The organism is Litorimonas sp. WD9-15, assembly GCF_050271975.1.
Classification (GTDB): Bacteria; Pseudomonadota; Alphaproteobacteria; order Caulobacterales; family Maricaulaceae; genus Litorimonas.
On the sequence record NZ_CP189850.1, the window covers coordinates 649,433 to 665,569 of the forward strand.

General features: G+C 53.1%; 18 protein-coding genes. 14 read left to right on the plus strand and 4 right to left on the minus strand.

Translation table 11 applies throughout. The features are described from left to right. The first annotated feature begins 172 nt into the window (after positions 1–172). Complete coding sequence (miaB, locus tag ACP9M6_RS03115) at positions 173–1,456, plus strand: tRNA (N6-isopentenyl adenosine(37)-C2)-methylthiotransferase MiaB (RefSeq protein ID WP_427454745.1); 1,284 nt, start codon at positions 173–175, stop codon at positions 1,454–1,456. 3 nt (positions 1,457–1,459) lie between these two features. Next, on the plus strand, positions 1,460–1,957 hold the full coding sequence (locus tag ACP9M6_RS03120; protein ID WP_427453359.1) for a hypothetical protein: 498 nt from the start codon (positions 1,460–1,462) through the stop codon (positions 1,955–1,957). Between the two features lie 129 nt (positions 1,958–2,086). On the opposite strand, the gene ACP9M6_RS03125 is transcribed toward ACP9M6_RS03120, so the two are convergent. From ACP9M6_RS03125 to ACP9M6_RS03135, 3 genes are all read right to left on the minus strand, one after another. Beyond that, the gene (locus ACP9M6_RS03125; protein WP_427453361.1) at positions 2,087–2,542 is read right to left on the minus strand and encodes a helix-turn-helix transcriptional regulator; all 456 of its coding nucleotides are present in this window, start codon (positions 2,540–2,542) and stop codon (positions 2,087–2,089) included. Between the two features lie 145 nt (positions 2,543–2,687). After that, a complete protein-coding gene (locus ACP9M6_RS03130; protein WP_427453363.1) occupies positions 2,688–3,404 on the minus strand; it encodes a hypothetical protein in 717 nt (238 codons plus the stop codon). Positions 3,405–3,406: 2 nt separating this feature from the next. After that, positions 3,407–5,074 (minus strand): AbgT family transporter, encoded by a 1,668-nt coding sequence (locus ACP9M6_RS03135; RefSeq protein ID WP_427453365.1) that lies wholly within the window; start codon positions 5,072–5,074, stop codon positions 3,407–3,409. A 144-nt stretch (positions 5,075–5,218) separates the two neighbouring features. Between ACP9M6_RS03135 and ACP9M6_RS03140 the strand changes: the two genes are divergently transcribed. From ACP9M6_RS03140 to ACP9M6_RS03195, 12 genes are all read left to right on the plus strand, one after another. After that, the gene (locus tag ACP9M6_RS03140; RefSeq protein ID WP_427453367.1) at positions 5,219–6,277 is read left to right on the plus strand and encodes a hypothetical protein; all 1,059 of its coding nucleotides are present in this window, start codon (positions 5,219–5,221) and stop codon (positions 6,275–6,277) included. A gap of 50 nt (positions 6,278–6,327) precedes the next feature. Then, entirely contained in the window at positions 6,328–7,272 is a 945-nt protein-coding gene (locus tag ACP9M6_RS03145) for a PhoH family protein (RefSeq protein WP_427453369.1), read from the plus strand. A 115-nt stretch (positions 7,273–7,387) separates the two neighbouring features. Then, complete coding sequence (locus ACP9M6_RS03150) at positions 7,388–7,510, plus strand: hypothetical protein (RefSeq protein ID WP_427453371.1); 123 nt, start codon at positions 7,388–7,390, stop codon at positions 7,508–7,510. A gap of 62 nt (positions 7,511–7,572) precedes the next feature. Further along, complete coding sequence (locus tag ACP9M6_RS03155; RefSeq protein ID WP_427453373.1) at positions 7,573–8,139, plus strand: DUF922 domain-containing protein; 567 nt, start codon at positions 7,573–7,575, stop codon at positions 8,137–8,139. A 46-nt stretch (positions 8,140–8,185) separates the two neighbouring features. Next, the gene (ybeY, locus tag ACP9M6_RS03160) at positions 8,186–8,638 is read left to right on the plus strand and encodes an rRNA maturation RNase YbeY (protein ID WP_427453375.1); all 453 of its coding nucleotides are present in this window, start codon (positions 8,186–8,188) and stop codon (positions 8,636–8,638) included. 21 nt (positions 8,639–8,659) lie between these two features. Then, positions 8,660–9,583 (plus strand): hemolysin family protein, encoded by a 924-nt coding sequence (locus ACP9M6_RS03165; RefSeq protein ID WP_427453378.1) that lies wholly within the window; start codon positions 8,660–8,662, stop codon positions 9,581–9,583. Positions 9,584–9,586: 3 nt separating this feature from the next. Then, positions 9,587–11,182, plus strand: a complete 1,596-nt coding sequence (gene lnt / locus ACP9M6_RS03170) for an apolipoprotein N-acyltransferase (protein ID WP_427453379.1) — start codon at positions 9,587–9,589, stop codon at positions 11,180–11,182. Positions 11,183–11,250: 68 nt separating this feature from the next. Then, positions 11,251–11,691: a helix-turn-helix domain-containing protein gene (locus ACP9M6_RS03175; protein WP_427453380.1), complete on the plus strand. Its 441-nt coding sequence runs from the start codon at positions 11,251–11,253 to the stop codon at positions 11,689–11,691. A gap of 39 nt (positions 11,692–11,730) precedes the next feature. Next, positions 11,731–12,396 carry a tRNA (guanosine(46)-N7)-methyltransferase TrmB gene (trmB, locus tag ACP9M6_RS03180; RefSeq protein ID WP_427453381.1) on the plus strand — a complete coding sequence of 222 codons (666 nt, stop codon included), beginning with the start codon at positions 11,731–11,733 and terminating at the stop codon, positions 12,394–12,396. A 2-nt stretch (positions 12,397–12,398) separates the two neighbouring features. After that, positions 12,399–13,124, plus strand: a complete 726-nt coding sequence (rph, locus tag ACP9M6_RS03185; RefSeq protein ID WP_427453382.1) for a ribonuclease PH — start codon at positions 12,399–12,401, stop codon at positions 13,122–13,124. A gap of 172 nt (positions 13,125–13,296) precedes the next feature. Beyond that, on the plus strand, positions 13,297–14,856 hold the full coding sequence (gene pgi, locus ACP9M6_RS03190; RefSeq protein WP_427453384.1) for a glucose-6-phosphate isomerase: 1,560 nt from the start codon (positions 13,297–13,299) through the stop codon (positions 14,854–14,856). Positions 14,857–15,032: 176 nt separating this feature from the next. After that, the gene (locus ACP9M6_RS03195) at positions 15,033–15,641 is read left to right on the plus strand and encodes a peptidylprolyl isomerase (RefSeq protein ID WP_427453386.1); all 609 of its coding nucleotides are present in this window, start codon (positions 15,033–15,035) and stop codon (positions 15,639–15,641) included. Here the strand turns inward: ACP9M6_RS03195 and ACP9M6_RS03200 are convergent. Further along, entirely contained in the window at positions 15,638–16,099 is a 462-nt protein-coding gene (locus ACP9M6_RS03200) for a hypothetical protein (protein ID WP_427453388.1), read from the minus strand. The two genes, ACP9M6_RS03195 and ACP9M6_RS03200, sit on opposite strands and share 4 nt — an antisense overlap. Between the last annotated feature and the right edge of the window lie 38 nt (positions 16,100–16,137).

Genomic DNA, 16,137 nt, shown 5'->3' on the forward strand with positions numbered 1-16,137 from the left:
ACCTACCCCCTTATACGCCCGCAGAACACAAACAGGACCATATCCCATGACCACCACATCACCGCGCGATAAAAACGCGTCTCGTGATGTCGAGGAAGCTGCCATTATCGCCGCGAAGCCCGACGTCATTTCCAATACCAAAAAAGTTTTCATCAAGACCTATGGCTGTCAGATGAATGTTTATGACAGCGAGCGGATGGCTGATGTTCTCGCGCCTATCGGCTATGCGCCCGTCGAGACGCCGGACCAAGCGGATCTCGTCATTCTCAATACCTGCCACATTCGCGAGAAGGCGGCGGAGAAGGTCTATTCCGAACTCGGCCGCATTCGTCAGCATAAAGAGGCGAATAAGCCCGAGATGAAAGTCGCCGTCGCAGGCTGTGTCGCACAGGCCGAAGGCGCGGAGATCATGCGCCGTGCGCCCGTCGTGGATATGGTACTCGGCCCGCAGACCTATCACAAGCTGCCCGAAATGATCGCTAAGGTTCACCGTAAATCCGGTGAGGTTTTGGAAACGGAATTCGACACAATCGAGAAATTTGACAGCCTGCCCAAGACACGAAATGTGAAGGGCTTCTCCGCTTTTCTGACCGTGCAGGAAGGCTGTGACAAATTCTGCACCTTCTGTGTCGTGCCCTATACGCGTGGCGCGGAAGTCAGTCGCCCCGTCGACCAAATCGTCATGGAAGCACGCGATCTCGCCGCGCAGGGCGTGCGGGAGATCACGCTCATTGGGCAAAATGTCGATGCCTATCACGCCGAAGGGCCCGACGGGTCCGAATGGGGTTTGGGCGAATTAATTCGTCATGTCGCCCTGATTGGCGGCATTGACCGAATCCGGTTCACGACCTCTCACCCGCGCGATATGGATGATGCACTGATTAAGGTGATTGGCGAAGAGCCGAAGCTGATGCCTTATCTCCACCTGCCCATCCAATCGGGCAGTAATAAAATTCTGCGCGCGATGAACCGCGATCACACCTATGATCACTATAAACAATTAATTGCAAAAATTCGGGCTGCCCGTCCGGAAATCGCCTTGAGCGGCGATTTCATCGTCGGCTTCCCGGGCGAGACCGAGGCCGATTTTGAACAGACCATGAAATGCGTGGAAGAGATCGGCTATGCCTCCTCCTTCAGTTTCAAATATTCCATCCGCCCCGGCACACCGGGCGCCAGCATGCACCGCCAAGTACCGGAAGACGTCAAACAAGACCGCCTCGTCCGCCTCCAGGCGCTGCTCTACAAACAACAGGAAGACCACAATAAGTCCCTCATCGGGAAAACGCTGTCGGTGTTGGTCGAGGGTAAGGGCCGCAAGGGCGGGCAATTATTTGGCCGCAGCCCGTATCTAACGGGCACACATTTCGACGGGCCGGAAGCGCTCATCGGGCAGATCGTGGATGTACGGATTGAGGAAGCCGGGCGGAATTCTTTGGTTGGAGTTTTGGTTTAGTTAATGGAAAAAAAGATAAAATCACAAGAAGTCATGATTGTTTTTAAAGATAATATTGACTGGCTTTTTAACAGTGTGGACACGCTTAAAACGAGCTTGAAAACTGGTGCAATCACCCTCTTAGTTTTTTTGACGATAAGCTTTTTTCGTGGCTTTTCTCTGAATTTAAATGAAACGATATATGCTCTCATTGGAAGCCTCGTAGTAATCGCTCTCACGTTAATATTAACGCCTATCTGGATCGCATTCTGTCACTTTCGAATGAAGCCTGAGCAACTTAAAGTTAATTGGTTTTTCGATGAATCGGAATTGATGCTTGCTGATGGCGCTAAAAATAAAATCATAACACCTTGGGAACAGGTTAAAGCCATGAGTTTTAAGAAAAAAGGTGTTGTAATTTATTACAAGCCGATGGGCTCGAGATGGATGCCTGCACGATTATTTCAAGAGATTGATATTTTGAATCTCAAAGAATTGTCTACGGAGAAAATTACGGGATAAAAACCTACCCCGACCGCACTTTTGACATAATCTTTATCTTCGCGCTTTCATACAAGATGAATGCATTTTATCTAAGTGGGCAGCTTTGGACGACCTTAAATTAAGAACTCGCCCAAGGCTTTTTTTAAATTAACGTCGTTTCGGTTTGCCAAACCGATTGACGATTTCCACAATCACGACTGCCAAGCCATGACCCGCAGCCCCAACCGTGACCCAAATCGCGGGGACCATCATATTGTCTCCGCCCGGTCCGTCGGACGCGCTGATGCCTGCAAAAACGATCATGATAAAAAACCAACTGGCCGCGACGATTAAAGCGGATAAGCGGAGGGCCGAAAGAGAGTGCGCGAGTTTTTCTCGCGCCAGTTCGTCTTTATGATCTTCCGGATGATAGGTCAGGGCGGTCGCGTCCACATTAAAGGCTGCGGCTAAGGCTGTGATCAACTCGCGGGATGCGTTTCCGCCATTTTCAATCCGTTGCACGGTCCGAAGGGCGACGCCCGCCAGTTCCGCAAGGTGTTCCTGCGACCAGAAACGTTCTTCGCGCCAGCGCTTTAATTTTTCAGTATCAATGTCCATCGTCATGTCTCCTTTACCGCTTTGAACAGATCTAAAGATACATAAATTTATCGGACAGACTACGAAAGCGGCCCGCCACATTTATGACTTTGACCCGACAGGAGGGCGTTAAAAGCCAATAAACCCGAAGGTTTCTCAACATTAATACCGTTCAAGTCTCGCGTTCATGCCGTCTCCGCCATTCTTTTGAATAGACAGATTCTTCCGCATATTTCCGACTTAATGACACCGCGCGAACCTCTGCTTCTTCTGCTGTCTCCGCACGAACCTCCGCGCTCATCTTCATCGCGGCACGTTCATAGGGAATGACTTGCACCATGGGTGTTCCGGCGGGGAGGTGGAAGTCCGTCCCCACGCCTGTCCAGAAGAAGGGCACATTAACGGGCACGTCCAGCGCGTCGCAATCCACTGCACCGTTAAAGGCGCGGAAGGGGAGGTCCATATGATTGATCGGGTGGAGGAAACTGGCGGACCAGCCTGCGGGCAAGACAACGCGCCACGGATTGATAAATTTCAGCGGGACCTGGCCCGTGAAAGGGCCGGGCTTATCCGCGCCAATCTGGCCGGGATGATGCATGTCGAGCGGTTTGATCGGCGCGTCCTGTGGCCAGTGAAATTGGAGCTGTCCCGTCTGCGGGTCCGCAGATGTGGAAATATCGACGGGGAGGGGAATAATCCAACCCAAGGACATAACATCTGCGACGGGCAGACAAGCCCGCACAGTCAGTCCGGGCAGACCGTGTTCATCTTTCATCCCCATCTCGCGGGGGAGATTCCGGAACCAGTCCGGCAGGCATTTTGAAGCCCTCACAGGCGGCGGAATTTTACCTTCCAATTCCGGTGGGCAGAGGAAGGTAATTTTTGTCATGCTTAGCCAGCGACGCCCGGCAGCTCATAAGCCATCGGCGCGCCCGGCCCCAGATCAAAGCCGAGGAAAGCCCAGGCGACGACGAGGATAACACCCGTGATTAACATCCAGATGGAATAGGGGATCATCATTGCGGTGAGGCTGCCGAGTCCAAAGTCTTTCTGCCAGCGTCGCGCAAAAACGAGGATGAGCGGGAAATAGACCATGAGTGGCGTGATAATATTCGTCGCGCCATCGCCGACCCGGTAAACGGCCGTCGCACCATCCGGAGAGATACCCAGTAGCATCAACATCGGTACCATGACTGGCGCGAGCAAAGCCCATTTCGCAGATGCCGAGCCGACAAAGAGATTAATCAATGCCGAGAAGAGCACGATTAGCCCGAGCAGGATTGGCATAGGCAGGCCACTCGCTTCAATCCCGTTCGCCCCGTGAACGGCAGAAATCAAACCCAGATTGGACCATTCAAACATGGCCACAAAATGTGCCGCGGCAAAGGCGAGGACGAGGTAATAGCCCATATCCTTCATGGCCTCTGCCATCATCTCCACAAGGTCACGGTGGTCTTTAATTGTGCCGGCCGCTTTACCATAAGCCCAGCCCGCCGCGAGGAAGAGCATCATAAAGCCCGCGACAAGCGACGTCAGAAATGGCGTCCAATTCGCAATCGGACTGCAAACGCCTGTCGCGGCAACATCCGGTGGACAGGCAGCCTCGTTAATCAGGGGCGTTCCGGGGCCAAAGGTCATCGCCACCCAAAGTGCGACAATACCCAAAACGGCGAGCCCTGACCGACGCAGGCCTTTTTTCTGGGCGTCTGTGAGTGGCTTGTCTTCATTGGCATAGCTCGCATTCTCACCTTCCGCGACCCACTTCCCTAGGCGCGGTTCGATGATTTTGTCTGTGACGTACCAGATCAGCGGCAGATAAATAAACATCAACGTCGCGATGAAATACCAATTGCCGAGAAGATTGGCTTGATAATCCGCGTTCAGGATTTCACCGGCTTCCTGTGTGATCCCGTAGAGCAATGCATCCAATTGTCCCGGTGATATATTCGCGGAAAATCCGCCGGAGACCCCTGCAAAGGCGGCGGCAATCCCGGCGAGCGGATGACGTCCCGCACTCGCAAAGAGGACACCGGCCAGCGGAATAAGTACAACATAGGCGGCGTCTGCGGCATGGTTCCCGATCATCGCGACCAGCGCAACAACAGGCGTCAGGAGGAAGAGCGGCGCGCTGCGTACGGCGGAGCGCATGGCGCTGGAGAACAGGCCCGACCGTTCCGCGACGCCCGCGCCCAGCATGACGACGAGGACGTAGCCGAGCGGATGGAAATGCGTGAAGGTCTTCGGCATCTCGACCCAAAGGCGCGAGATGTTTTCCGGTGATAGCAGGCTCATCGCCGGAATGACGCCATCCGCCCCAATACTAAACCGCGCTTTCTGGCTGTCTGGCATACCGCCCATGACTTGTTCGCTTAGCGTCGCTGACCCGCCCAGCGCTGCCACAATGACGGAAATCACAACAAGTGTGAGAATGAGGTAGAAAAAGATGAACACAGGATCGGGGAGTTTATTTCCCGTTCGCTCCACCCAACCCAGAAAGCCTTTGGTCGGATCTTTGGGGGTGGTTTCTTTAGAAACAGGAGGGGTATCTGAATTTGCCATAGTCATTGTCTCTGTGAAATCAAATTTGCGCCTTGTTAAGGCCATTTGCGTGGAAGGTGCAAGACAGTCTTGAAGCCGCGTCCGGTATCTAAAGTTTATTGTTTGATAATTTGACAAATATGTAATATTATTACATTAAAAGTCATGAGCGTTTTTCACAGCATCTTCCGCCTCTTTTTTATAAGCCTTGGGTTAATCCTACCAATATTAGCGTATGGGGAAGACTTAGAGTGTCGTGTGATTTCTGCGGCTTTTGACTTTCATCTCGCTTCTGCGGAGCGCGGCTTCCCATGTGGTGCGGATAGCGTCACGGGTGAAACAATCTGTTTACGAAGCGCGACAAGAGATACTGTTCTCTTTCCCAAGAAAATAAAACTCTCTTATGTTCCTTCAACGGAGATTGATTTGAAGTTGGTACCTGTTGGAAAATTTTCAAATACCACTCTGTCTCAATATAAAAGTATTTATCAGGCGACGGCATTTGAAGCCTCCGTTTTGTCGGCCATGGAGTCACGGGATAAATGGAATGATGTGTTTGGCAAATATGACCCATCAGATGTTTCAACACGGCTTAAAACCCCCACGGATTATAAAGCCATCCAGATGGAGCGCCGTCTAAAGTTTCTATTGAATAGGCCTGAGTCTACTGACGCTGAGATTGAAACGTTGGAGGCAGACTTAAAGGCCCATAAAGGGCGCTGGAATACAACATTAGCTAGGCCGCGTGAGGCGCTTGAACAGGAAATTGCCGCGACGAAGCAAACACTTTTCGATATGGCTAAGTCGCAATTGGAAGATAATAAATATTGGCGGCCGAGTGGGGGTGGTCAGACGACATCGGGCCCTGTTTCGATGAAACCAGAAGTCAACAGATCGGGTATCATGTCGTCCGAGCTAAGCTGTGGCTCAGCTATCACGCCACGATCTCACGTTTATATAATGTCCGAGCAGGGCCTTATATTCTCAGACTCGGGTGAACCTGTCTCGGAAAGCTTGCGCTCATATCACTGGCATCCCCGATCTTTTATTCCGGTCCAAATTCTCTTTTCATCCGACAAAACAAAAGTGCTTCTTTTTGCGTCAGGACATGATGGTCAACATGTTATTCGACTTGGCGGCCCACCCCGGGCTTATCTCTTGGAATTGTTAAACGGAGAGTGGACAGTTCTGGCTGCAACAGGTGAGGGTCCGATAATATATTAAAGGTCTAATTCTTACTCGCATTCCCTATCCACACACCCTATCTCCCCCTTATGAGCAAACAGACAGAAATATTTGAATTTGATGATGCTGATTTGGTGCGGCGGTTATGTGGGGCGAACCATGCAAATCTTGCGCTGATTGAGGAGGCTTTTGGCGTTTATATTGAGGCGCCGGGGGCAGCTGTGCATATTAACGGTGATGCGCCTTCGCGGGCTCGTGCGGGTGAGTTGGTGAAGGAAATTTACCAACGGCTGGAACGCGGCTGGCCATGCGGCCCGTCCGATATTCGGGCGCTGATCCGCGCCATGGGCAAGGGGAAGGTCAAGGCCGCGACGGTGGATGCAATTATACCATTCCCAAGACGCAGTCCGATTGTGCCGAAAACGCCGCGTCAGGAAAAATTTATCAATGCGATGCGGGACGAAACGATTATTTTTGGCGTCGGGCCGGCGGGGACAGGTAAGACTTTCCTCGCGACGGCTTACGGCGCATCGTTGCTCGCCCGTGGGGAGATCACAAAATTTATTGCCTGTCGCCCGGCTGTTGAGGCAGGCGAACGGCTCGGTTTTCTACCCGGTGATCTGAACGAAAAAGTTGATCCCTATATGCAACCCATCTGGGATGCGCTGCACATGGTGCTGGGACGGGACGAGGTAGACCGTCGCCGCGCCGCGGGCGATATCGAAATCGCGCCATTGGCCTTCATGCGAGGTCGGACATTGTCGGACGCTTTTGTCGTGATTGACGAAGCGCAGAACGCGACCGTCGCGCAGATGAAAATGGTACTCACACGTCTGGGGGAGCGCGCAAAATATGCTGTCACAGGCGATCCCACACAAACCGACCTCCCACATGGGCAACCTTCCGGCCTCGCCCATGCGCTGGGCATTCTCAACGGAATTAAAGGGATTGAACAAGTCAAGTTCCTCGCCAGCGATGTCGTCCGACATCCGCTCGTCGGAAAAATTGTCAATGCCTATGAGAAGGACGCGTAGTGCCCGTTTTAGATGTTTAAAGTTCAGCTTTTATTGATGAGCTTGACATAAGAGGGCTCAAACAAAGGCCTTTTTATGAGTCGAACGCAGATTATAGCTTTGGCGCTCGCAATCTATGCGTTCCAATTTGCGCGAACGGGATATGCACAACCGAGGCTTCAACCCCATTGGCTGGGCGAAACACCTTGTGGAACAGATGTTTTCCGTCCACCCGCAAAACTTCCGGATGGAAGTTTAAGACAAAGCGATGAAGGTGTTTACAGCTATACGCTAAAAAGCGGCGTTCAAATTAGATATAGAATGCCGAAAACAAAACTCGTTCCGGTTTACGGCATGGATTTTGAAGCTGTTTCAAAGGATTTTTTCAAGCGCCGTCCGATCATGAACCCTTATTTAAACCGCCCGGGACAGGCGACGGTTTTGGCTCAGGTCTCTCCAATTTGGAGAACGCAATATATTGATGATCGTTCGGATGATGGCGAGTACCAAATAGATCCGAAGTCACTTATTTTCGAGCTTTCTCCGGAGCTGACCCTGGCGGATTGGGTGAGTTATAATACGGCGAAACCTGATCAAAAAAAGCTTTGGGACCGTCATTTCTGTTCAAGCGCGCATCATGAAATGGGTCATATATTGGTGAGCTTACAGCTTTTGGCTCAGGAGCAGAAAAGCTATCTCAAACTGAAGGCGCCCAATCGGAAGACCCTTCGCGGCAAGCTTATCGCGGAACAGGAAAGAACATCTTTTCTTATTGCCCAAAGACAATCCGAATATCACGCCTATATCGCGGCTCGGCCAAATGAAGTGATGCGATCAAAGTCTTACCTTGAGCAAGATTTTCCGTGGCTGAAGCAGTGGGGACCTTAAGCGTCAAAGTCTTGCAAAGACTATGTTTAAGCGTAAATCCGACTCTATGGATTTTCCAATAGATATCGCGGTACAAACCAAAGGGTGGCCGGAGAGAGAGACGCTCATACAAAAGGCGGTATCGGCGGTGGAACTTCAACTGGAAAACCCGCGAAAAGGCGAACTCTCCATTGTTCTCTCTGACGATGCGCAGGTCCAGATCCTCAACCGAGATTATCGCGGTAAGGATAAGCCGACTAATGTGCTTTCCTTCCCTGTGCCGCCGCCCACGCCTATGCTGGGCGATATTGTCTTGGCGCGGGAGACGATTGAACGCGAAGCCGTTGAGAAAGGTGTCAGCTTTGACAACCACGTCACGCATCTCATCATCCATGGCTGGTTGCACTTGCAGGGTTTTGACCACCAAACTGAGACGCAAGCGGAGGAGATGGAAGCGATTGAAATCGCAGCTCTGGCCACGCTCGGCATTGACAATCCCTACCGTCTGGACGACGATTAGATTTCACGACTTTAAGAGATCATGACCGAAGACGCTTCCGCCTCCACTGCACCGCCTCGCCGTCGCCTGCTGGATATTCTAAAACGCCCTGACCCCATTCCCGCCTCAACGCCAAAAGCGTCGGATATTGCGCAACGTCGCATGGTGATTGCAGCGGAGAGGTTTCACTCCCTGCGCGTGGATGACGTTATGGTCCCCCGCGCGGATATTGTCGCTGTCGACAACAGCTCGACGCTTAAGGAACTATCTGCTGCCTTTAAAGATGCCGGACATTCGCGTTTGCCGGTCTATAAAGAGACTTTGGATGACCCCATCGGCATGGTCCATATTAAGGACTTGCTGCCCTATCTCATGTTTGATGCGCGCGGCCGGACGGCCAAGACCTATCCCGAACGTAAAGTCCTTAAAACCATCCGCCGCGATGTCATCTATGTGCCGCCCTCCATGCTGGCACAGGACCTGCTCCGCCGGATGCAGGGTCGCCGCATTCATATGGCGATTGTCGTGGATGAATATGGTGGCACGGACGGTATTGTGACGATTGAAGACCTCATTGAAACCATCGTCGGCGATATTGATGATGAACATGACGAAATCGAAAATGAAGTCCAAGTCGTGGTCGGGAAGGGCGGTCGCACAGTCTGGGAAGCAGATGCCCGAATTTCGATAGACCATTTTGAAAAAGTCGCCGGACGGGATTTCGCAACCCCCGATGAAGAAGAAGATGTCGACACGCTAGGCGGGCTAATCTTTACGCTGGCCGGCCGCGTACCCGAACGGGGTGAGATTATCAAACATGCTTCCGGTATGGAATTCGAAGTCATAGATGCTGACCTCCGCCGTGTGAAACGATTGCGGATAAATGATACGCGGCGCAAATCCACGGCTGTGCCTGAGGCAAAACCGAACACGCCGGATACGACCCCCGAAACGCCAAAAGCCTAAGTCATGCAGATACCGCTTCTCTTACGTCATGCGGGTTGGTCCGGGCGCGGGATGGGTGTACTGCTCGGCGCGATTGCGGTCTTGGGGCAGGCCCCTTTTCATTACTGGCCCCTGACAGTTCTGTCGCTGGCGATATTATTTGGACGACTGCAATGGACGGCGGAATTGGATCGTCCGGGACGCGCCGGATTTTCCGCGGCCTTTTGGTGGGCCTTGGGATATTTCGCGGCCGGAACTTTCTGGATTGGCTCCGCCTTTATTGAGCGCGGACCGGAATTTATTCCCCTTATGCCATTTATGGTCGGCGGGCTGGCCTGTCTGTTGGCTTTATTCTGGGGCTTGGGCGGGGCCTATCTGGCGCGGGCGAGACTGTCCGGCTTGAAAGCTGTATTAGCATTCACCGCGGTTTTCACATTGGCAGAATTGGCGCGAGGACACGCATTGGGGGGCTTCCCGTGGAATTTACCGGGCTATATTTTTGAGGCCGGCGCCCGTCCCTCACAGGTGGCGCGTTGGGTGGGGGCTTATGGCCTCTCGGCACTCGTCTTTCTGATCAGTGCCGCGCTGGGGCAGTTTATCTTCTGGCGAAAACGCATCTGGCCGCTGGCGATGACGGCCCTCCCAGTTGTAGCGCTTTATGGCGTCGGCCAGATGCGCCTCGCGCAGGCGGATATAGAGAGCGTTCCTGGCGTTAAGTTACGCATCGTCTCTGTGCCCTTCAAACAGTCGGATAAGATGAATCCCGATACCTCAATTGACATTGTGAATGATTTCATCCGCGCCAGTCTTGCGCCGGGACTGGAAGATGTCACACATCTCGTCTGGCCTGAGGGGGCGGTGAACGGTTTGGCCTTGGAGAATGAACCGCTGCTCTCTGCAGTTGGAAATAGTCTTGCCAGCGTGGATGACACCCCACCCGTCTGGTTGATGAATTCGCTTTTGACGGAAGTCGAGCAGGGCCGCACGCGCTATTACAACGCCTCTGTTGCGATCACATTTAATGCGGATGGATATCCGGCTGTGGCCGCATCAAACCGGAAATATAAGCTTGTTCCCTTTGGCGAAAATATTCCGTTTATGGATTGGATGGAGGATGTGCAGGTTCCGTTGATCTCAACAAATTTGGCCTCGATTTCTCCGGCAGACGAAAAACGTCTCGCCGATTTTCCGGGCCTGCCCCGACTTTCGCCACAACTCTGTTATGAAATTATCTTTCCGGGATTTACGCCGATTGACCTGAAAAACCCGCCGCAATTTATTTTAAATCAATCGAATGATGCCTGGTTTGGAAATTATATTGGCCCTGCCCAACACGCCAATATTGCCCGCTACCGCGCGATTGAAACGGGGCTTCCAATTGTGCGGGCGGCCTCAAATGGTGAAAGCGCTATGATTGACCCATATGGAAGACGTTATAAAAAAGTTAAAAAAACAGGGGTGTTTCATATTGATACAACTTTAGTTAAACCACTGAAAATTAACAATAAAACGAAAATAACACAACTTGTGCTACTCTTGCTAAGTTTGTTAACATGCGTCATAGTAACCACTGTTAAGCACCGCAATATGGTGTTGCGTGCAAAGATTACCGACGTTTGATGCGATATGCGGGAGGCAACGTATATCAATCGCTCTTTTGCGATATCAAATGCGGATGGGAACTAAAAATGATAAGTAAACCAGGACCCCGGTCTGCGAATCCGGTCGACGTTCATGTCGGCGCGCGAATTAGACTCCGGCGTAAAGTACTAAAAATGAGTCAGGAAAAGCTCGGCGAGCAACTTGGCGTGACCTTTCAACAAGTCCAGAAATATGAGCGCGGTGCAAACCGTGTCGGTGCATCCCGCCTTTGGAAAATTTCCGAAGTCCTAGATGTTCCGGTCAGCTTTTTCTATGACGGGCTTTCAACCGAATATGGCGGGCAGAATGACAGCCCGGCTCTGATGGCGGCTGAACCGGACCAATCCCCCCTGGTCTATGAGTTCATCAATTCATCTGACGGTGTGAGCCTTGCAAAGGCTGTTCTGCAAATCAAGAATAAGGCGGTCCGCCGCCAGATACTCGAGTTGGCGCGCTCTCTGGCAAAGTCAGAGCAAGAAGGCGAATAGGGCTTTATAAGACCGCCTCTGCCACCTATAGGCGGCGTGATGAGTTTTGACCGCGAACAGAATAAATTCCGAACCTTTGGCCGGGCCAAGGGACGTCCTCTTACGCCTACCGTTCAGGCCATTTGGGATGAGCACTTTCCGCGATTGACGTGGGATGTGGACGCGCCCTTACCCGATTCCCCGCTTTGGCTGGAAATCGGCTTTGGTGGATCAGAACATTTGATCTGGCAGGCCGAGCACAACCCCGATGTCCATTTGATCGGCGCGGAACCGTTCCTGAACGGCGTCGCGAAAGCTGTGCGCGGCGCGGCGGAAGGCGAGTTGAAGAACCTCTCTCTGCATCACGGCGATGTTCGCGATGTCCTCTCCGCCTTGCCGGACGGCTCGCTCGACCGCATCTTTGTGCTCTTTCCGGATCCGTGGCCGAAATCACGACATCATAAAAGACGCCTCTTACGCACCGAATTTATCGCTGAACTCCACCGTGTCCTCAAACCGGGCGGGCAGCTTCGCTTTGGGTCTGACATTATCCATTATGTGGATTGGACGCTGACGCGACTCAGAAAGCATGGTGGATTTAAATTCACGCCTGAAACACAGGCCGATTGGCGGGTTCGTCCCAACGACTGGCCCCCCACACGATATGAGGCCAAAGCCATCCGCGAAGGCCGGATCTGCCATTATTTTATTTTCAAAAGGACATAGACATGACGACCCCCACAAGACCCGACGACAGAGCCCTCGACCAACTCCGTGACGTCACATTTGAAGCAGGTGTTTCCGCCTATGCGGAAGGCTCATGCATGGCCAAATTTGGCGGGACGCACGTGCTCTGCACGGCGTCAATCGATGCGGGTGTCCCGCGCTGGCTCAAGGGAAAGGGCCGCGGCTGGGTCACGGCGGAATACGGCATGCTGCCGCGTTCGACGCATACACGTAACTCCCGTGAAGCGGCTCGTGGCAAACAAAGCGGACGCACGGTGGAAATCAGCCGCTTGATCGGGCGGTCTTTACGCGCTGTCATTGATCTCGAAAAACTGGGCGAACGTCAGATCATCGTCGATTGCGACGTGATGCAGGCCGATGGCGGCACGCGCACAGCGTCGATTTCCGGTGGTTGGGTCGCGCTCTGGCTGGCCTGCGAAAAACTCGTCAAAGATGGCGAGCTGGACGAAAATCCGATGTTCGCCAATATGGCCGCCGTCTCCTGCGGCATCGTCGAAGGCCAATGCCGCCTCGACCTCGAATATACAGAAGACAGCGCAGCCCAGGCCGATGCAAATTTCGTCCTGACCGATAAGGGCGGCATTATCGAAGTCCAAGCCAGCGCAGAAGACACACCCTTCACAGCAGATGAGATGAACGAACTGACGCGACTAGCAGTAAAAGGCATTGCAGAGCTTTGCGAATTGCAGGCAGCGGCGATTAAATAATTCAACACTCATTTAATTTTGTCATAGTCCGGCTTGACCGGACTATCCATTCGTATTGCGGTTCGACATTTGACCCCATGACAGTCTGTGTCGCAGAGAGAATGCGAATGGATCACCCGAACAACCCGGATGATGACATAAATTATAATTTGATTTTTAAACGGAGCAACAAATGACCGACCGTAAAACTCTCCTCTCCAAAATCACCTCAGAGGCGGACCGCGATATATCCATCCCGTCGCTCTTCGACTCCGAGTCCGACCGTCTCTCGCGTTTTGTTCTTTCCGAAGGTCCCCTGCGTGCGGATTTTTCGAAACAGGCGATTGACGGTGCGGCGTTGGATGCGTTGCTCGATCTTGCGGCGAAATGTGGTCTCGAGGAATGGCGGGCGAAATTATTTGCGGGCGAGAAGGTCAACACATCCGAAGACCGCGCGGTCCTGCATATGGCGCTTCGCGGTGTCGGCGGAACGCCTGAGAACCAAAAAGAAGTTGCCGAGATGCGTCGCCGCATGGCGGATTACGCCGACAGAATTCGCGCAGAAGGCAAGTTTAAAAACATCGTCCATATCGGCATTGGCGGCTCCGACCTCGGCCCGCGTCTTGTCGCGGATGCGTTCGAGGCGAGTGCGGAGCAGTCCCTGACCTTACGCTTTGCTGAAAATGTTGATGGCGCCTCCGTGAATGATGCGATTAAGGGCTTGGATCCCGCGGAGACCCTTGCCGTCGTTGTGTCCAAATCTTTCGGCACGCAGGAAACCAAAATGAATGGCGAGAGCGTGCGGGATTGGCTCGGCGACTATGGCGGGTCGAACATGATTGCCGTCACCGCCAATCGGGACCGCGCCGTTGATTTTGGCATCGATCCCGAGAATATTTTCGATTTCTGGGACTGGGTTGGTGGTCGTTATTCCGTCTGGTCCGCTGTCGGTTTGTCCTTGCAGATCGCTTATGGCCCGGATGTCTTCTCGGACTTCCTTGATGGAGCAAAGGCGATGGACTTGCATTTCCGTGATCAGCCCTTGCAGGAAAACTTACCCGTCATGATGGCGCTCACCGGTATCTGGAATCGTAACGGTCTGGGTTACGGTTCACAGGCCGTCATTCCCTATTCGCGCCGCTTGCGTAAATTCTCAGCCTTTCTCCAACAGTTGGAAATGGAGAGTAACGGCAAATCCGCGACACGTGACGGTGACCCCTCGACTCTTACTTGCCCCGTCATCTGGGGCGATGAAGGCACGAATGGTCAGCACGCCTTTTTCCAATGGCTGCATCAAGGGCCGAGCGAAGGCCGTTATGGCGGCGCACCCGTCGATTTTGTTGCCGTGCTAAAAGACCACGAGGATCGCCCGGGTCATCATCAGGCGTTGCTCGCCAATTGTTTTGCGCAGAGTGAGGCTCTGATGCTGGGCAAAGCCGAGTCCGTCGTCCGTAAAGAAAATGCGGACCGGTCGGACATCGACGCCCTCGCGCCGCAAAAAACCTTCCCCGGAAATCGCCCCTCGACGACGATCACACTGGACGAGCTTTCCCCCGAAGCGCTCGGCCACCTTATCGCTCTCTATGAGCATAAGACCTTTGTGCAAGGCGTGATCTGGAATGTGAACAGTTTCGATCAATGGGGTGTGGAACTCGGCAAAGTCCTCGCCACGACCATTCTGGACGAGATGGAATCCGGAGAAGCCGGATCACATGACCCGTCAACGACGGCCCTCATGGCGCTCTATAAATAAAAAGTGCTAGCGGACAGGGAGCTGCATTTGGGGGGCAACCCGTTGCGGCTCAACCTGTCCTGGTCAGGGTGTTCATCCCCCCAGACGAACCTCCCTTGACCTGTCTATTTGGTAAGGGGTGAGCGCTGAATGTAAACTGAATGGACATTTGCGCGATGAGGCTTCAAGCTTTTGGCATGAAACACTACTTCCTTACGGTCGCTCTCCTGACCGCTTGCACCTCGGCGTCCTCCGACCCCATCGTCATTCTAGACACGACGGAAGGTGCGATAGAGATCACTGTCTATCCCGACAAAGCCCCGATCAGCAGCGCGGATTTTCTGCGCTATGTCGATGATGGTCTCTATGATGGCCAAGGGTTTTACCGCGTTGTACGACCCGATAATGATCCGCGCGGGATGGGGATGAGCCTCATACAGGGCGGACGTCTCGACAGTGAAATGATCGGCGACCCGATCGCGCATGAACTGACCACGGAGACGGGGATATCGAATGCCGATGGTGCGGTGTCTATTGCAAGGCTGGAACCGGGCTCAGGCAGCGCGGCCTATTTCTTCATCAATGTCGGGAATAATGATTTCCTCGATACGGGCGGAAGCCGCAATGAGGACGGGCAGGGATACGCGACCTTCGCCCGCGTCACGGATGGGATGGAGGTTGTGACCACTATCCAAGCCATGAACACGGGTGAGGAAGGAGATGAAGGCGTGACGCGCGGACAGATTCTGGAGACGCCCGTTATTATCACCAGAGCCTATCGCAAGTCACAGCCTTCAAACCATTAGCCCTGCCGGGCGAGTTTAATAATCGTCTCCAGCGCGTTCTTCATCATTGGCGTCTGGCTCGCATCCATTGGGGCTTGTTCATAACAATTATTTATCGCGATGGCCTGGTCCGTGAAGATACGCGCTTGGGGATGTTTCGCCTTTAGGCCCGTCACGATCTGTTCCTTAAAAGCATCAATCTGCGTCTGATAATCTTTGGCCGCTGTCTGATCGCCGCCCGTAAATTCTAACAGACCCGGCTTGATATGCTCGGCTTGTAGAAAGGCATTATAGGCGTCCAGGCCTTTCTGGACGGTCTTCACGTCTGCCTGGTCATAGGCTTTGACGTCGCCCACGCGCTCGGATGTGAAATCCAGTACGGCCTGACATTGCTGCACGACGTTCAAGCTGGGTTTTTGGGCCGCCGCCGCGACGGGCAGGGCGAGTAAAATACCCGAGAGTAGAATGGCGCGTTTCATAGCGATGTCCTTTTTAATCTTGAGAGACCTTACTGCGC